This window comes from Arthrobacter sp. 2MCAF15 (genome assembly GCF_052115605.1).
GTDB lineage: Bacteria > Actinomycetota > Actinomycetes > Actinomycetales > Micrococcaceae > Arthrobacter.
The window spans coordinates 39,668-55,645 of sequence record NZ_JBFRGZ010000003.1; the positions used below are offsets into that span (position 1 = coordinate 39,668).

Annotated in this window: 15 protein-coding genes; 8 read left to right on the forward strand and 7 right to left on the reverse strand. The window is 67.2% G+C overall.

Translation table 11 applies throughout. The annotated features are described in order from the left end of the window. Positions 1–98: 98 nt before the first annotated feature. Positions 99–698: a YdeI/OmpD-associated family protein gene (locus AB4089_RS03825; RefSeq protein WP_441407975.1), complete on the reverse strand. Its 600-nt coding sequence runs from the start codon at positions 696–698 to the stop codon at positions 99–101. 90 nt (positions 699–788) lie between these two features. On the opposite strand from AB4089_RS03825, the gene AB4089_RS03830 reads away from it, so the two are divergent. After that, positions 789–1,571: a VOC family protein gene (locus AB4089_RS03830; protein ID WP_441407976.1), complete on the forward strand. Its 783-nt coding sequence runs from the start codon at positions 789–791 to the stop codon at positions 1,569–1,571. Between the two features lie 43 nt (positions 1,572–1,614). Here AB4089_RS03830 and AB4089_RS03835 read toward each other — a convergent pair whose 3' ends face one another. Beyond that, on the reverse strand, positions 1,615–1,896 hold the full coding sequence (locus AB4089_RS03835) for a DNA gyrase subunit A (protein WP_441407977.1): 282 nt from the start codon (positions 1,894–1,896) through the stop codon (positions 1,615–1,617). A 451-nt stretch (positions 1,897–2,347) separates the two neighbouring features. Here AB4089_RS03835 and AB4089_RS03840 point away from each other — a divergent pair, with 451 nt between their 5' ends. The 3 genes from AB4089_RS03840 (at position 2,348) to AB4089_RS03850 (ending at position 4,457) form a co-directional block, all read left to right on the forward strand. Continuing rightward, positions 2,348–2,977, forward strand: coding sequence for a VC0807 family protein (locus AB4089_RS03840; RefSeq protein WP_441407978.1), 630 nt, complete (start codon positions 2,348–2,350; stop codon positions 2,975–2,977). Positions 2,978–3,205: 228 nt separating this feature from the next. Beyond that, on the forward strand, positions 3,206–3,394 hold the full coding sequence (locus tag AB4089_RS03845; protein WP_441408358.1) for a PLD nuclease N-terminal domain-containing protein: 189 nt from the start codon (positions 3,206–3,208) through the stop codon (positions 3,392–3,394). Positions 3,395–3,524: 130 nt separating this feature from the next. After that, the gene (locus AB4089_RS03850) at positions 3,525–4,457 is read left to right on the forward strand and encodes a hypothetical protein (RefSeq protein WP_441407979.1); all 933 of its coding nucleotides are present in this window, start codon (positions 3,525–3,527) and stop codon (positions 4,455–4,457) included. Positions 4,458–4,498: 41 nt separating this feature from the next. Here the strand turns inward: AB4089_RS03850 and AB4089_RS03855 are convergent, their stop codons facing one another. The 5 genes from AB4089_RS03855 to AB4089_RS03875 are packed head-to-tail and all read right to left on the reverse strand — an operon-like array spanning position 4,499 to position 11,951. Then, positions 4,499–5,761: a M20 family metallo-hydrolase gene (locus tag AB4089_RS03855; protein ID WP_441407980.1), complete on the reverse strand. Its 1,263-nt coding sequence runs from the start codon at positions 5,759–5,761 to the stop codon at positions 4,499–4,501. Positions 5,762–5,770: 9 nt separating this feature from the next. After that, positions 5,771–7,516 carry an amidohydrolase gene (locus AB4089_RS03860; protein ID WP_441407981.1) on the reverse strand — a complete coding sequence of 582 codons (1,746 nt, stop codon included), beginning with the start codon at positions 7,514–7,516 and terminating at the stop codon, positions 5,771–5,773. A gap of 20 nt (positions 7,517–7,536) precedes the next feature. Continuing rightward, positions 7,537–8,979: a gamma-aminobutyraldehyde dehydrogenase gene (locus AB4089_RS03865; RefSeq protein WP_441407982.1), complete on the reverse strand. Its 1,443-nt coding sequence runs from the start codon at positions 8,977–8,979 to the stop codon at positions 7,537–7,539. Positions 8,980–8,991: 12 nt separating this feature from the next. After that, a complete protein-coding gene (locus tag AB4089_RS03870) occupies positions 8,992–10,617 on the reverse strand; it encodes a thiamine pyrophosphate-dependent enzyme (protein WP_441407983.1) in 1,626 nt (541 codons plus the stop codon). Next, entirely contained in the window at positions 10,614–11,951 is a 1,338-nt protein-coding gene (locus AB4089_RS03875; protein WP_441407984.1) for an MFS transporter, read from the reverse strand. The genes AB4089_RS03870 and AB4089_RS03875 overlap by 4 nt, the downstream gene beginning before the upstream one ends. Positions 11,952–12,158: 207 nt before the next feature. Here AB4089_RS03875 and AB4089_RS03880 point away from each other — a divergent pair, with 207 nt between their 5' ends. The 4 genes from AB4089_RS03880 (at position 12,159) to AB4089_RS03895 (ending at position 15,976) form a co-directional block, all read left to right on the forward strand. Continuing rightward, on the forward strand, positions 12,159–13,352 hold the full coding sequence (locus AB4089_RS03880; protein WP_441407985.1) for a PucR family transcriptional regulator: 1,194 nt from the start codon (positions 12,159–12,161) through the stop codon (positions 13,350–13,352). Positions 13,353–13,485: 133 nt separating this feature from the next. Then, on the forward strand, positions 13,486–14,874 hold the full coding sequence (locus AB4089_RS03885) for an MFS transporter (RefSeq protein WP_441407986.1): 1,389 nt from the start codon (positions 13,486–13,488) through the stop codon (positions 14,872–14,874). Then, entirely contained in the window at positions 14,871–15,353 is a 483-nt protein-coding gene (locus AB4089_RS03890; RefSeq protein ID WP_441407987.1) for a RidA family protein, read from the forward strand. The genes AB4089_RS03885 and AB4089_RS03890 overlap by 4 nt, the downstream gene beginning before the upstream one ends. Then, positions 15,350–15,976: an RraA family protein gene (locus tag AB4089_RS03895; RefSeq protein ID WP_441407988.1), complete on the forward strand. Its 627-nt coding sequence runs from the start codon at positions 15,350–15,352 to the stop codon at positions 15,974–15,976. The genes AB4089_RS03890 and AB4089_RS03895 overlap by 4 nt, the downstream gene beginning before the upstream one ends. The last annotated feature ends 2 nt before the right edge of the window (positions 15,977–15,978 follow it).

The following is a 15,978-nucleotide window of genomic DNA, read 5'->3' on the forward strand; positions in this document are numbered from 1 at the left end:
AATTCTCTGGAATTCTGTGGATGCGCGCGGATGGGCGGCGGCGGTGCCGGCCGCTAGGGTGCCGACCGCTGGGGTGCTGGCCGCTAGGGTGCCGGCGGCTAGGGTTCCGTGGGCCGCTTGACCTGCGGGTACACCGTTTCGTACCGGGCGAGCATCTCCACGAACCCGGCGATCTTCCGCTCCCGGGTGGCGGCCTGTTTGACCGAGTTGGTGCGGTAGATCAGGGCAAACCGGTTCACGGACGTCAGGACCTCGAACATCGCCTGCGCCCGGGGTTCCGCCGCGATGGCCGCGGCGAGGTCGTCCGGGACTTCCGCCGTCGCGGGGCCCGAATAGGCGGCCTCCCAGCGCCCGTCCGCCTTGGCCGCGGCGACGGCGGCCTGTCCGGCTCGCTCCATCCGCCCCGCCGATTCCAGGCGTTCAATCCGCTCCACGTTCCGCGCGGACCACACGCTCTTGGGTCCCCGCCGGGTCATCCGCTGGAAGGAGCTTTCCTCGTCCCGCCGCCTGCCCTGGCCGTCGATCCAGCCGAAACACAACGCCTCCTGCAGCGCGGCCTCGTAGTCCAGCTCGGTCACCGAGCCGCCCTTCTTGTGCAGCACGAGCCACACACCAGGACTCTGCGCGTGGTGCTGCTCCAGCCAGGCCCGCCACTGGGCGGCATCCTTCACCAGCAATTCCTCGAGTTCAACAGCCATGGCCCCATTGTGCCCCGCGGGGCTGACCGGATGAGTGCTTTGGTGGCACCATGTCTTGTGGAGCCACAACCGTCCTAGCAAGGAGATCCCATGCTGCGCGCCCGCCCGATCCACTACACCTCCCGCATGGACCAGTGGGGACGCCTGCTGTCCGCCCTCGGCATGGTGCGGACGGTCGACGACGGCGACTGGCAGGAGTTCGACGCCGGCTCGGGCCGGCTTGCGCTGCACCGAGTGGTTGCGGGAGCCGTAGCCGCGGGCCCCGGAGGACCAGGAATCGCGCAGGACTCAACGACGCTGGACGGCAGGACGGACTTCGGCGTCGAGGTCGGAGACCTTGCGGAGTTCGCGCGCCGCACCAACCTCGCCGGAGTGGAGGCCGGGGCCGCCCCGGCCGAGCTGGTCACTGCCGAGCACGGCGATACCTGCCGCATTACCGGTGAGGACGGATTCGGTTTCTTCGCGGACAAGGCCGCCCACGGCGCGCAGTGCGCGGACGCCGATCCGGCGCTCGCCGTCGTCGAAGTCTGGTTCACACCGGACGCTGCCGCCGCGGCCCAAACCCTGCGGAACATGGGCGCCCGGCTGCGCCCGGCCCCGGACGATGACGAAACGGCGGACTTCACGGCGAAGAACGGCGGCGTGCTGATGGTGCGCCCGGCCAGCGGCGCCGCCCGGTCCGGCCTGGGCTTTGAATACACCGGCGACCTCACCGCCCTTCGGGACCGCCTGGCGGACGCGGGCCACCAGGTCAGCCTGACGGAAGAGGCGTTCGGGCGGACCCTGCACGTGGCCAACCCGGACGCGGCCGATCTGCCGGAGAACCCCAACGGCGCGATGCTCTGGATCTCGCACAAGCCGGCAGGCGCCTGAGTCCGTTGCTCCGGCGGGGCCCCGGCGGGGAATAGTCGACTCTCTATGGCTCCCCGCCAGACGACAGGTTCGATCTGAGTTCTTCCGCTTGAGCAGCAATAGCGTGACGCTGTTCGCGAGTGAACCTTCTGAGTTGCGTGTCCACGATTGCCCGGCAGGAAAATTCGTCCAGCTCCAACAGTTCCATCAGACGACGGATCGCTTCGTCTACGTCCTCTGAATCCTCGACCACTTGGAAGACATCCTCCCGCCGATCCACCGCCTTCACGAGCCCGTCCAACAATCTCAGGAGGTACCCCTCCTGCCTCCGCTGCTCCGCATCCATGCTGCGGTTCTTCCATGCAGGACATGAATCTACCCGAGACCCGCATAGGGATCCTTTGCCGGGCGAAGCGGGAAAGCAGACTGACGACGTTGCTCGACCTTGCATGTAATTTAACGCAATGCCTGGCGAGCGCGAGGTCGCTCAAATCGACAGCAATAGGAGCTTCCGGGGACGATTCAACCTGGTTTCCGTGCCCGTTGACGAGGCTTTCTGCTCGGACCTAGCATGGCGTTGCTGGCCGGTGAAGCTCTTGGTCATAAGCGGAGGGGAGCTGAAGATGGCGGCTCCTGTGCTCACCGATTTCGGCGATCCCCGGTGTGGCGATTCCCCGAATTCGGCCAACGGAGGGCCTGGTCCCCGGAAACGGGTGCGCGGTATCGGATGCGGTGTCTAGAACTTGCCGGTGCGCTGTTGAAAGAATCCGCGTCCGGAAAAGGGATGGAGCAACCCGATGAACGCTGAGCAGGCTTCGGGACAGGAACGTCCTGGTTTGGTGACGCGTGCGCTGGTCCGCGGCCTGGCTTGGGACGTCGGGATACCGCTCGCTGCCTACTACGTCCTGCACCTGGCCGGTGCCACCGACTGGGCCGCGCTGCTGGCAGCGACGGGAGCCGCTGCCTGCCGGCTGTTGTGGACGGCGTTCAGGGGAAAATCCCTGAACCCGTTTGCCATGCTGATGTTCATCGTCTTCGGGCTCGGCCTGGGCCTGTCTTTCCTCACCGGTGACCCACGGTTTCTGCTGCTCAAGGACTCGGCGATCACCGGTGGCGTGGGTATTTCGTTCCTGGTTTTGGCCGCTCTGGGACATCCCTTGACTTTGGATGCAGCCAAGACCTGGAGTCCGGAGCGTGCCGGGGAAATGGACCGGGAATTCCACCGCAACCCGGCAGTGCACCGCTGGCACCTGAAGATTTCCGCCGTTTGGGGTGCGGCGGCCAGCACACGGGCCGTCCTGGTCTATCTGCTGCCTATTGACGTCATGGTGGGGGTTTCCGCGGCTCTGGCAGTGATCGTTTTCGCTGCCCTCATCGCATGGACTGTCCGGGACTGGAAACGACGACAGGCAGCCTGGACTTCCTGACGGCTCGGTGCCAGCTCATCGGAAGCCCGTTGCCTAACGGAATTCCGTGCGAGCTTGTGCAATTGACTGCCGTGGCAGTTGCGCTGTTGGTATTTCCAGATAGTGCCAAGAGCTGGCGATATGGTTGAGCATCGTCAGCCGCACTATCTTGGGGGAAAAATGATACTGGCGCTCACTAATTCGGAAGTAAGTCCACTGGTGCCGTCCTGGGGCATTCTGGGACTCCTGATGATCCTGAACGCAATCCTGTTCATTGCAGCGCTCGTGAGCATTGCGCGCAATAGGACTCACGCCACCGGCGGTACTGTCGTTTGGGCCCTCATCGTTCTTGCGGTACCGGTGCTTGGCTCGGTTCTGTGGTTCTTGGTTGGGCGCAGAGAAACATCCGGCCCTCGACTTCGCGATCAAGCTAGATAGCGGGCAGGCGGGACGCAAGACTTTCTCACTCAAGAGACCCCGGAATTTTTCCGTTCATTCAGCTCGACCCGTCGGTGGACCAGCATTATCGATTTGAGCCGATCGACGGCCACAACGAAAGCGAGTCATTGTGGGCATCTTCAGGAAGAAGTCTCCCTTACCGGAAACGCCTGATTCGCACCTCACGTTCTTCACGGCGTCAAGCGCGAACAATTTCCGAACTATCACGCGCGAAGTCTTTGCCGAGATGGGGCTCGAAGTCGTTATGCACCCCGGTCATGCTGTCGATGACTCCGAACGTGAATTCGGATTGTGGAACGTGGCCGCCGCCTGTCACGACCAGCCCCCGTATGCATGGCGCGGCGCGATACGAGAACACCTTCAACGCGTGCTGACGAGCTTCGATGCCCCCGATCCCTTCGACAGCCTTACCCCCACTGATGTACCGAGGCAGACCTTCGCTCGTCTTTACGAAGAAGCGAGCATGCCAGGGATCGACGGTTACCCGCACCGGGAGTTCGCGCCGGGCATCGTCGAGATGCTCGCGCTGGATCTCCCGGACACCGTTACGGTTTTCAGTCATAACAACGCGAACAAGTTCGGCGGGTTCGAAGCCCTCAGAACTCGGGGAATGGCTAACCTTCGTCGGTTGGAAGTCGAACAACTCGAAACCCTCCCCATGCAGGGGGGTGGCTCGTTCACTGCCCTCCTAGGCGACTCTGTCTATACGGCGAGCCGAGCTCTCCTTCTTCCCGGCTTGGCCTCAGAACTCTCCGGAAAGCGCGTCCGAGAAGAGTTCGGATGGCTCATGAGCGTCCCAAATCGACACCAAGTCGTTTGGCACATCATCGAAGACGCCACCGTCGTCGGGGCGGTCAACGGAATGGCCCGCTTCGCCGCTATGGGATACAGCGATTCTCTTACCCCGCTGAGTCCGCACGTCTTTTGGTGGGACGGGACAAGCTACGAGCAACTCACCCAAGTGTCCGACGATGGTGGCCTGGCGATACGGGTAAGTCCAGCGTTCCAGGCCGTCCTTGAATCGATAACTGCGGATAGATAGAGAACACCCCGACAAATCTGAGACGCCCGCCAGGCCCGCTATCAGTCCTCCAGCGCCCCGTTGCAGAGCCGGTTCACTACTTCGGTGAGCATTGTCAGGCCTGCCACGATGTCCTCGTCCGTGGTGTATTCGTGCTCGTTGTGGGAGATTCCGTCCACGCTGGGCACGAACAGCATCACCGTCGGGACCAGGTCCTTCATGTTGGTCGAATCGTGCCCGGCCAGGGTCATGACCGGCTTGTTCGCCAGGCCCAGGTCCGCCGCCACCTTGGCCGCGAGCTCGACGCCCTCGGGCTGGTACGGGGTCACGGGCCAGGAGTGGGAGTGGTTGCGTTCCACCGTGACGTTCGCCAGCCGCTCGATCTTTGAAATCCGCTCGTGGAGCAGGGTGTCCGCCTCGGCCAGGACAGTTTCATCGGCGCTGCGCAGATCCAGCAGCAGGCTCACCCGGGACGGCACAACCACCGGCGAGTTCGGGTAGACGTTCAGCTGTCCCACGGAGGTGTGCAGCACGCCGGGGAAGGTGTCGGCGAGTTCCCGGGCGGCGACCACCATCATGGACGCGCCCAGCAGCGCGTCTTTCCGGTCCGCGATCACGGTGGACCCGGTGTGGGCCTGCTCGCCGTGGACCACGAACTCGTATTTGTTGGCCGCCCAGTTGGAGTTCACCAGGCCGATGGTGATGCCTTCGCGCTCCATGCTGCGGCCCTGTTCGATGTGGATTTCGGCGCAATACGCGGCCTCGGGGCCCTCGTAACTGCCGCGGCAGCCGATCGCGTCCAGGGCCTCGCGGACCGAGATTCCGGCCGCGTCCGTGGTGGCCAGCGCGGTGTCGAGATCAAGTTTGCCTGTGTAGACGGAGGAGCCCATCATGGACGGCTTGAAGCGGGAGCCTTCCTCGTTGAACCAGTTGACCACCGCGATGTTGAACCGGGGCTGCCCGGCGGGTCCGGCCGCGGCCCACTGCTCCACGAGCCGGAACGCCGCGTGGGCGGCAGCGAGGACGCCGTATGCGCCGTCGTAGCGTCCCGCCGTCGGCTGCGAATCCATGTGGGATCCCACCACCACGAAGGGAGCACCCGGCACGGCCTCGTACAGGCCCCACTGGTTGCCGGCCCGGTCGAACCGGACGGTGAAGCCCCTGGCCTCCAGCAGGCCCGTGAGCCACTGTCGCTGCTGGCCGTCCGGCACGCTGGCGGCCTGCCGTTCGACGCCGCCGTTCTCGGTCGCGCCGAATTCGCTCATGATGTGGAAGTCCCGCACGAAGGCTGCGTCGCGGGTGCTGAAAGTGGTCTGAGTAGTCACGGTGTTCCCCTATGAACGGTTGGTAGCAGTGCTGAAGAGTGGACCGGTTGCGGCCGGATCGGCCGCAACCGGGGATGTGGGGTCGGGGTTCCGGAACGTGAAGCTCCCCCCGACGGCGGTGGCCAGCACCTTGAGTCCGGCGATGCTGTCCGCGGTGAGCGGGGAACCGGACAGGACCGTGAAGTCGGCCAGCTTCCCTGCGGTCAGCGAGCCTTTGACGTCGGAGGTGCCGGTGGCTGCGGCGGCTCCGGTGGTGTACGCCGCCAGGGCCTGGAGCGGGTTCAGGCGCTCGTCCGGGTTCCCGAACACGGCCCCGGAGGCGGTGCGCCGGTCCACGAAGGCCTGCATTCCGCGGAGCACGTTTCCGTCCGCCACGGGACGGTCGGAGCTGCCGCCGAGGGTGACTCCCCCGGCAAGGAACGACGCCGCCCGGTAGGCCCAGCCGAGCCGGTCCGGGCCGAGGGAGAGCGTCATGCCGTCCCCGCCGTCGGCGAAGAAGCTGGCCTGCGGGGTGACGGCGATGCCCGCGGCGGCCAGCCGTGGCAGCTGCTCCGGCCGGGTCATCGAGGCGTGTTCGATCCTGTTGGGCACCGCCCGCGGGCCGTACTTAGCGGCGCAGCCGGCGATGATGTCGATGGCGAGGTCAACGGCACGGTCGCCGATGGCGTGCGCCGCGATCGACCAGCCGGCGGCGTAGGCGGCCTCGATCTTGGTCCGGAGCGCCTCCGGGTCCGCCTGGAAGTAGCCGGTGTTGCCGGTGTTGTCCGTCCCGCCGTGGCTGCAGTAGTCCTGGCTGACCGCCGCCGTTTCGCCCAGCAGCGACCCGTCCAGGAACACCTTCGCCGGGCCCAGGGACAGGAAATCGTTGCCGAATCCGCTGGCGATGCCAAGGTCCAGGCCGGCCAGCGCCTTATCCAGGGTGTGCGGTCCGCCGAGCGGGTGCAGCACATCAAGGACCGGCATCAGTTGTGCCCGGGCGTGGAGCCTGCCCGCGGACACCGCCCGCTGGTAGGCGGCCAGCTCCACCGGGCTGTGCCCGATCCAGCCCCCGCCGATCCCGGCCTCGGTGAAACTCGTGATGCCCTCCGCGGCGTAGTGGCGGGTGGCCCGGTCCAGGGCTTCTTCGATCGCCTCGGTGGAGTACGGCAGGATCAGCTGCTGGATCAGCTGCTGCGCGGTTTCCTGGACCAGCCCGGTGGGGCGGCCGCCGGCGTCGCGGACAATCACGCCGCCGTCGGGGTCCGGGAACGACGCCGGTTCGGCGCCGGCCAGCCGGAGCGCGGCGGTGTTGACCACGGCCATGTGGCCGGAATTGTGCCGCATGAACAGCGGCCGGTCTCCCGTGATCCGGTCCAGGACGGTGATGTCCGGAAACTCGCCGCCGTGCTGCGTCTGGCTGAACCCTGTGGCCAGCAGCCAGCCCGGCGTCTGGCCGTCCCCGTCCCCGGACCCGTCAGCGGCGTCGGCTGCCATGCCGGCCTCCAGCAGGGCGTAGAGCTGGTTCAGTCCACGGGCCCCGGAGACGTCCAGTTCGCCGAGGCCCAGCCCGAACCAGGTGGTGTGGCAGTGCGCGTCGATGAACCCGGGCGTCACGGTGGCGCCGGCCAGGTCCAGGACCTCGGCGGCCTCCAACCCGTCCAGGTCATCGTCCAGGCCCACTATCCGGCCCTGCCAGACTCCCAGCGAGGTGGCATGCGGGCGGCGCGCGTCCATGGTGATGATGTCCGCGTTGCGCAGCAGCAGATCGAGTTTCATGGGATTACCTAGCGGATTTCTCAGCGGTGGGAGGTGGTGACTGACTTGAGGCGCGTGTAGTCCTCCAAGCCAAAGACGGAGAGGTCCTTGCCGGTGCCGGAGTGCTTGAACCCGCCGTGCGGGGCCTCGGCGGGGATCACCTGGTGGCAGTTGATCCAGACAGCGCCGAAGTCGAGTTCGTTGGACACCCGGGTGACCACGCCGTGGTTGTTCGACCAGACACTGGAGGCCAGCGCGTACTTGGTCCCGTTGGCCAGTTCGACGGCTTCCGCCTCGTCCCGGAAGGCCTGGATGGTGACGACGGGTCCGAAGATTTCCTCGCACACCACCTCGTCGGCCTGGAACACCCCGTCGATCACGGTGGGTTCGAAGTGGAAGCCGGTGCCTGTCCGCTTGCCTCCGGCGAGGACCCTGGCGTTCGCGGGGAGCCGGGACATGAAGCCCTCCACCCGGTCCAGCTGGGCGGCGCTGTTCAGCGGGCCCAGGTCAGCGGCGTCGCCGCCGACCTTGAGCGCTGCGGCGGCCGCGGCCAGCGCGGCGCCGAACTCTGCGTGGATCGGTTCCTCCACCAGCACGCGGGTCACGGCGGTGCAGTCCTGCCCGGCGTTGAAGAACGCGCCGAGCGCGATCTCCCTGGCCGCCTGGTCGACGTCGGTGTCGGCGAAGACGATCGCGGGCGCCTTGCCGCCGAGTTCCAGGTGGACGTCCTTGAGGGTCTTGGACGCCGCGGACATGACCTGCGCCCCGGCCCGGGTGGAGCCGGTGATGGACACCATTTCCGGGATCTCGTGATCCACCATGGCGGCGCCGGTCCCGCGGCCGCCGCAGATGACGTTCACGACGCCGGCCGGGTAGGCCTCCTGCGCCAGTTCGCCCAGGATCAGGGTGGACCAGGGGGTGGTGTCCGCGGGCTTCAGGACCAGGGTGTTGCCGGCGGCCAGCGCGGGACCGATCTTCCAGATGGCCATCATGAACGGGTAGTTCCACGGGGTGATCTGGGCGACCACGCCGAGGGGCTCGCGCCGGACGGTCGAGGAAAAGCCGCGGACGTATTCGGTCTGCGCCGTCCCGGAGACCACGCGGCAGGCGCCGGCGAAGAAGCGCAACTGGTCGGCGCCGCGGAGGATCTCGATCTCGCGGGTGACCTCGCGGGGCTTGCCCGTGCAGGCCACCTCGGCGTCCAGGAGCCTGTCCACGTTGGCCTCGATGAGGTCGGCGAGGGTGAGCATCATGGCCTGGCGTTCGGCCGGCGTGGTCCGCTTGTAGCTCTTGAAGGCAGCGTGGGCGGCCTGGAAAGCCCGGTCCACGGTGGCGGCGTCGCTGTCCGGGGCGGTGCCGAGCTGGGCTCCGGTGGCGGGGTCGAAGAACGGCAGGGTGGCTTCGGCCGAGCCGTCCGCGACTGTTCCGTCCGCGGCGCGGCCTTGGACGATCTCGCCGTTGATGATGTTGTGCAGGGTGATCATGGCGGGCTCCGGTCAGTTGCTGGCGGTCTTGGGTGAGCGGGTGGCGGGGTCCTGCGGGAGGTGCAGGACCGCCGGCAGTCCGGAGTCGACGGCCCGGCGGAAGGCTGCGCCGAAGTCCTCGGCCTTCTCCACGCGCTCGCCGTAGCCGCCGTAGGACCGGGCCAACGCGGCGAAGTCCGGGTTGGTCATGTGGGTGCCCGACGGACGGCCCGGGTAATGGCCTTCCTGGTGTTCGCGGATGGTGGCGAAGATGCCGTTGTCCACCACCAGGGCGATGAACTTCCCGCCGTGGCCCATGGCGGTGGCGATTTCCTGGCCGTTCATCATGAAGCAGCCGTCGCCTGCCACGGAGATCACCTGGCGGCCGGGGTAGGCCAGGGACGCGGCCACTGCGGCCGGGATCCCCATTCCCATGGCGCCGTTGCGGGGCGCGGCGAGGGAGTTCGCGGTGGTGTGCTTGAGGTAGCGGGCCGGCCACAGCGAGTGGTTCCCGGCCCCGTAGGTGATCACGGCGTCGTGGTCCATTTCCTGCTTGAGGATTTCCATTACGACGGCGAGATCCACGCCGGTGCCCCCGTCCGGCTGCGCCGACGAGAACTTCTCGTAGTCCGCGCGGGCCGCGGCCAGCCAGCCGGCCGCCGGTTCCACCGCGGATTCCGTGCCGGCGAGTGCCGTGGCGAAGGACGCGACGTGGGCCGGAATGTGCTGGTCCAGCCGGCCGAAGTGGCCCAGCAGGTCGGCGCCGGGGTGGACGACGACGGTGACGGCATCCAGTCCGCGCTTGTAGCCGTCGGAGAGGACGTCGGCGCGGACGCAGCCGACGAACACCAGCAGGTCGGCCTCGTCGAGGCGGCGGGCGTTGGCGTCGCTGCGGGCGTAGCCGAGGTAGCCGGCGTAGGAGTCGCTGGAGTGCGGGACGGCGTCGTAGGCGCGGAAGTCCGCAAGCACGGGGACACCGTGCCGGGAGGCCCAGCCGGCCAGCGCGTCGGAGGACGCCTGGTCCCAGCCTTCGCCGCCCACCACGATCAGGGGCTTCCTGGCCGCGGCCAGCTTCGTTTCGAGGCCGGCGAGGTCCGCCGCCGCCGGTTCGGTCCGGGCCACGGTGCGGGGGTCCACGGTGCCGGACTCGATGGCGTGGACCAGCACGTCTTCGGGAAGGCCGATCACCACTGGACCCGGCCGGCCGCTGAGGGCAGTGAAGATCGCGTCATCCACCACGCGGGCGGCGGAGGCAGCGTCGTCGAGTGTCACCACCTTCTTGGCGGTGCTGCCGAACCAGGCGTTGATGTCGAATTCCTGGAACGACTCCCGGCCGCGGTCCGCCACCGGGATGAGGCCGACGAACAGGATCATCGGGGTGGCGTCCTGGTGCGCGGTGTGGACGGCGATGAACGCGTTGGCGGCGCCGGGACCGCGGGTCACCATGGCCACGCCCGGAAGTTCGGTCAGCCGACCCTCGGCGAGGGCCATGAACCCGGCGCCGCCTTCGTGGCGGGTCACCACGGTTTCGATCGAGGAGCCGTGCAGGCCGTCCAGCACATCCAGGAAGCTCTCGCCGGGGACGCCGTAGACGCGCTGGATGCCGGCCCGTTCCAGCTGGGCAACAATCAGGTGCCCTGCGGTTGTAGTGGTGCTCAATGCTTCATTCCCTTTTCTTCAATGCTCAGCGCGGGGAGGAAAATGCCGGACAGTGCGGTCAGCACGGACACCACCAGCAAGATGATGGCGCCGGGCCAGAACGAGTTGCCGTTGGCGGCGACGAGGGCCGTGGCGATCAGCGGCACGAAGCCGGAGATGACGCCGGCGCTGTTGGAGGTGATGGCGACGCCGGTGTAGCGGACCTTGGTGGCGAAGAGTGCGGTCAGGGCCGTTCCGGACACCGCGTACGGGATGGACAGGGTGGACACGCCAACGATCATGGCCAGGACGACCAGGACGGGGTTGGCGGTGTCGATGGCGAGGAAGACGGGTACGGCGATGACGGCCGAGGCGATGCCGCCCCAGAGGATGACCTTGCTGGCCCCGAACTTCTCGCCCATGCGCCCGGCCCAGATCAGGGCGAAGATTTCCACGACGGCGGCCAGCAGCGAGCCGAGCAGCAGCGTTTCGGAGGGCATCTTGAGCACCTTGGTGCCGTAGAACACCACGAAGCTGGTGATGAGGTAGAAACCGCCGATGCCCAGCAACGCGGAGCACATGCCTACCAGGATCTGGCGCCAGCTCTTGGTCAGGACGCCGCGGATGGGGGCGTGCTCGGTCTCGCCGGACTCCATGAGGGCTTCGAATTCCGGGGACTCGCTGAGCTTACTGCGGATCCACATCGAGACGGCCAGCAGCGGGATCGCCGCGATGAACGGGATGCGCCAGCCCCAGGCGTCGAAGTTAGCCTGGCCCACCAGGTAAAGCATTCCGAAGAACCCGCCCGAGGACAGGATGGTGCCGATCGGCGAGCCGAGCTGCGGGAGAGCGGCGTAGCGGGCGCGCTTGGCGACCGGGGCGTTTTCGACGGCGATGATTACCGCGCCGCTCCACTCGCCGCCGACGGCGAGGCCCTGCAGGATGCGCAGCGCGACCAGCAGGATGGGGGCTGCGACGCCGATCGCCATGTAGTTCGGCAGCAGGCCGATGAGCCCGGTCACGAGGCCGATGCCCACGATGGTGACCATGAGGATCTTCTTCCGGCCCACCTTGTCGCCCAGGGCTCCGAAGATGAAGCCGCCGATCGGGCGGGCCACGAAGCCCACGGCCAGGGTGGCGAAGGAGCTCATGGCCGCGACGAACGGGTCCTGCGACACGAAGTACTGCGCGTTGAACACCAGCGCCGCGGCGGTGGTGAACAGGAAGAAGTCGTACCACTCCAGCGCCGTCCCGACGAGGGCCGCGAGGGCGACTTTCTTGGCCACGCTCTCATCGACAACCCCGGGTAACTGCGGGCTGGCGATGGTGGTGGCGTTGCTTGCGCTGCTTGCCATGATTTACTCCAAATAAATGTGACTGGTCGGCGGCGGTCCCGTGCGGTCATCCCCTTGGCCAGCGACGATTCCGGCCGAGACGATGCGGGCGGGACGCCTCCGGCGGGTGTGATTGGGCTCACCCCTGGTGCGTCATTCCATTCTGCCAGTAGATTTTCCCAAAATGACTAGCAGTGCGCCACGCATTACAGCCTCTAGAATGTGAGAATGCACAATTTTGAATCGCCGGGGGATGCGTTCCGCTGGAGTGAACTCGTGGACCAGCTGGAAGGACGGCTGGACATCCTGGCCCAGGCTTTCACGGCCCGGGTCCGGCAAATCCCGGAGTACGGCGAAAGCCAGGTGACCGTCCTGGAAATCCGGGACACGGCACGGGAAACGTTCCGTCGGCTCATCCACGGCCTCCGGGGACCGGCGGAGACGGCGCGGGACGGGCTGCTCGACTTTGCCTCGGACCTCGGTTCCAAGCGGGCCCGGGCCGGGATCCCGCCGGAATCCCTGACCTCGGCGGTGCGGCTGGATTTCAGCATCCTCTGGGCCGACCTCCTGGAGATCGCCGCGCCCCAGGACGCGGGCCTGCTCGCCTCCCGGGTGGACCTGGTGTGGCGGGTCGTCGATGAATTCGCCACCCGGACCCATATGAGTTACCTGACCGAGCGCGTGCGCATGGCCCAGGAAGAGTCCAGCATCCAGCACGAATTCATCGCCCGGCTGTTCAACCAGAGCACGCCGTCGGCCGAAACGTCGTCGCAGGTGGGCGCCGCCCTGGGCATCGGGCCGGAGGTCCGGTGCGGTCTGGTGGCGGCCAGCGGCGAGGCCGGGGCCCGCCTTCACGCGGCCGCGACCCAGTTCGGCGCCGCCCAGCGCCGCCAAAAGATCTTCCTGCACGAATCCGGCGGAAACACCTATCTCTTTTGGCCGCTGCTGCCGGGGCCGCCGGCCGCGGGCAGGTCCCGGGATGCGCGAAGCGCGCCGCAGCTGCCGCCGCTCGTGGCCGATATTCCCTGCGGCTACGTCCCCCAGGTGCACGGACTGCGCGGCCTCCCCGCCGCGGCCCGCACCGCGGAGAGCCTCGCTGCGCTGCTTCGCCCGGGCGACGCCGGCCCCCTTTCCGCCGACGCCGCGTGGAGCCGGCTGGCCCAGCAAAACCTCCAGGACGCCGGGCTGGACCTCGCCGCCCAGCTGGAGGAGTCGCTGGAGGAATGCCGCGGCGGGGAACGGGAACGGCTCAGGGAAACGGTGCAGCACTACCTCTCCACCGGGAACATCACCGCCACGGCAGAGCAGCTGTTCTGCCACCGGAACACCATCCTGAACCGGCTCAACCGCTTCCAGGAACTGACTGGAATCGACCTGACCATCCCGGCCCAGGCCGCACGGCTGGTGGTCGCCTGGGCGTAAGGGTTGTGTGAACACACACTTCGGGGCCTTTTTTGGTGGGGTTTTCGCCATTGAGCTGTGATCACCAACACAGAATAGTTGGCTACTACCTTGCACTGGACATTCGTCCCCGCACCCCCATCTGGAGATATTGATGGCTCAATCGGTAGAAACCACGTCCCACGCGGCTGCCCGCCTGGACCTGGCCAAAATGCGCAAAATCGCCCTCGCCAGCGTCATCGGCACCACCGTCGAGTGGTACGACCTCTTTGTATTCGGCACCGCCTCCGCCCTGGTGTTCAATAAGATCTTCTTCCCCAGCTTCGACCCCATCGTGGGCACCATGCTCGCCTTCGGAACCTTCGCCTCCGCCTACATCGCACGCATGGTCGGCGCCATCATCTTCGGTCACTTCGGGGACCGGCTGGGCCGCAAATCCATGCTCCTGATTTCCCTGCTGACCATGGGCGCCGCCACCTTCGCCATCGGCCTGCTGCCGGACTACAACAGCATTGGGATCATGGCTCCGCTGCTGCTGCTCTTCCTGCGCGTCATCCAGGGCCTGGCCCTTGGCGGCGAATGGGGCGGCGCCGTGCTGATGACGGTGGAGCATGCTCCGGCCTCCAAGCGCGGGTTCTACGGCTCGCTGGTCCAGGTGGGTGTGCCCGCCGGAACCCTGATCGCCAACGTCGCGTTCCTCATTGTCGCCTCGAGCGTCAGCAGCGAGGCCCTCCTCAGCTGGGGCTGGCGCATCCCGTTCCTGGCCTCCGCACTGCTTGTGGCCGTGGGCATCTACATCCGGCTGCACATCGAGGAAACCCCGTCGTTCCAGGCGGTCAAGGATGCCGGCGCCAAGGCCAAGCTGCCCTTCGCGGCCCTCATGGCCAAGTACTGGAAGCAGGTCATCCTCGGCGGCGTCGCCACCCTGTCCACCGGCAGCACCTTCACCCTGCTGGTCGCCTCAGGCGTCTCCTACGGCAAGAAGGAACTGGGCCACTCGGAGGCGCTGATGCTGTGGGTGGTCCTGGCCGCCTGCGCCCTGTGCTTTGTCCTGATCCCCTTCTTCGGCCGGCTCTCTGACAAGCATGGCCGCAAGCCGATCATCTACGCCGGCGTCGCCGCCGAGGCTGCCCTGGCGTTCCCGATGTTCTGGCTCATGGACACCAAGTCCGTGCCGCTGCTGTTCGTCGCCTACCTCGCCATGATGACGGCCTTCGCCGCCAACTACGGGCCTATCGCCACGTTCCTCGCCGAGCTCTTCGGTTCCAAGGTCCGCTACTCCGGGCTGTCCGTGGCCTACATGCTCTCCGGGCTCCTCGGCAGCGCCGCCACTCCGTTCATCACCACCTGGCTGCTCGGCATGACCCACCAGAGTTCCTCCATCGCCTGGTACATCATGGCCGCCGCCCTCGTCTCGCTGGGAGCCTTGTTTGTCCTGACCGAAACCCGGCACGGCAACATCGACGCCGTCGACTCCGCCCCCACGGACACAGCCACCGACGCAGCCACTCACTCCTCCGCCGACGCGGTGGCCGCCAAATGAGCGTTCCGCAGGAAGTTCTTCCCGCTGAACTGTCCGCAGATCTGTCCGCTGAACTGTCCGCTGATCTTCCCGTAGACGGGGCCGTCCGCCGGATCGCCCAGATCCCGGGCGGCGCGGCCGCCGTCGGGCCGTTCTCCCAGGCTGTGGCCGCCAACGGTTTCGTGTTCACCGCCGGCCAAATTCCCGCGATCAGCGGCCTGGATGACCAGCCGGACACGTTCGAGGACCAGGTGCGCCAGACCATCATCAACCTCCGGTCCGTGCTTGAGGAGGCCGGATCCGGCCTGGAACACGTGGTCAAGGTCAACGGCTACCTCACGGATCCCGACCAGCTCGAGCCCTACAACCGGGTCTACTCCGAGTTCTTCGGCACCGCCAAGCCTGCGCGGACCACCGTCTGCGTCAGCCTGTGGGGCGTCGCGCTGGAAATCGAATGCGTGGCCGTGGTTGCCCGCACGACGACGCGGGAGGCTGAGTGAGCGCCGTCAGCACAGTGAGCGGGGCGCTAGCTGAAGGGCTCGCCGCAGTCAGCTACCCGACGATCGGGCACTTCCTGGAGGAAGGATTCGCGGATCCGGCCATCCGGTCGCTGCTCGAGGGCGTCAAGGTGGCGGGCCCAGCGGTCACGGTGCGGATCGCGGAGAATGACGCCTACGCGATGAACCGTGCCCTCCTTGAGCTGTACCCGGGCGCCGTGCTGGTGGTGGACATGTCCGGTGACCACCGGCACGCACCGGTGGGCGCGGTCACCGCGGCAGCAGCCAGCGCGCAAGGCGCCGCCGGCGTCGTCGTCGACGGCGTGGCCACCGACATCCTGGAGCTCCGCACCACCGGCCTGCCGGTCTTCGCCCGCGGTACCTCGTGCCTGACCACCAAAAGGGTCCGCAGCGGCGGCTCCGCCGTGAACGTCCCGGTGCAGTGCGGCGGCGTCGAAGTCAATCCGGGCGACTGGGTGCTCGGGGACGACAACGGCGTGATCGTCCTGTCCCCCGACGCGGCGGCCGGGGTCCTGGGCCAGGCACTGGCCTCCGATGCCGCCGAACCGGCGATGCTGGCACGGATCGCGGCCGGCGAGCCGCTGGAATCGGTGCTGGCGATCTGAGT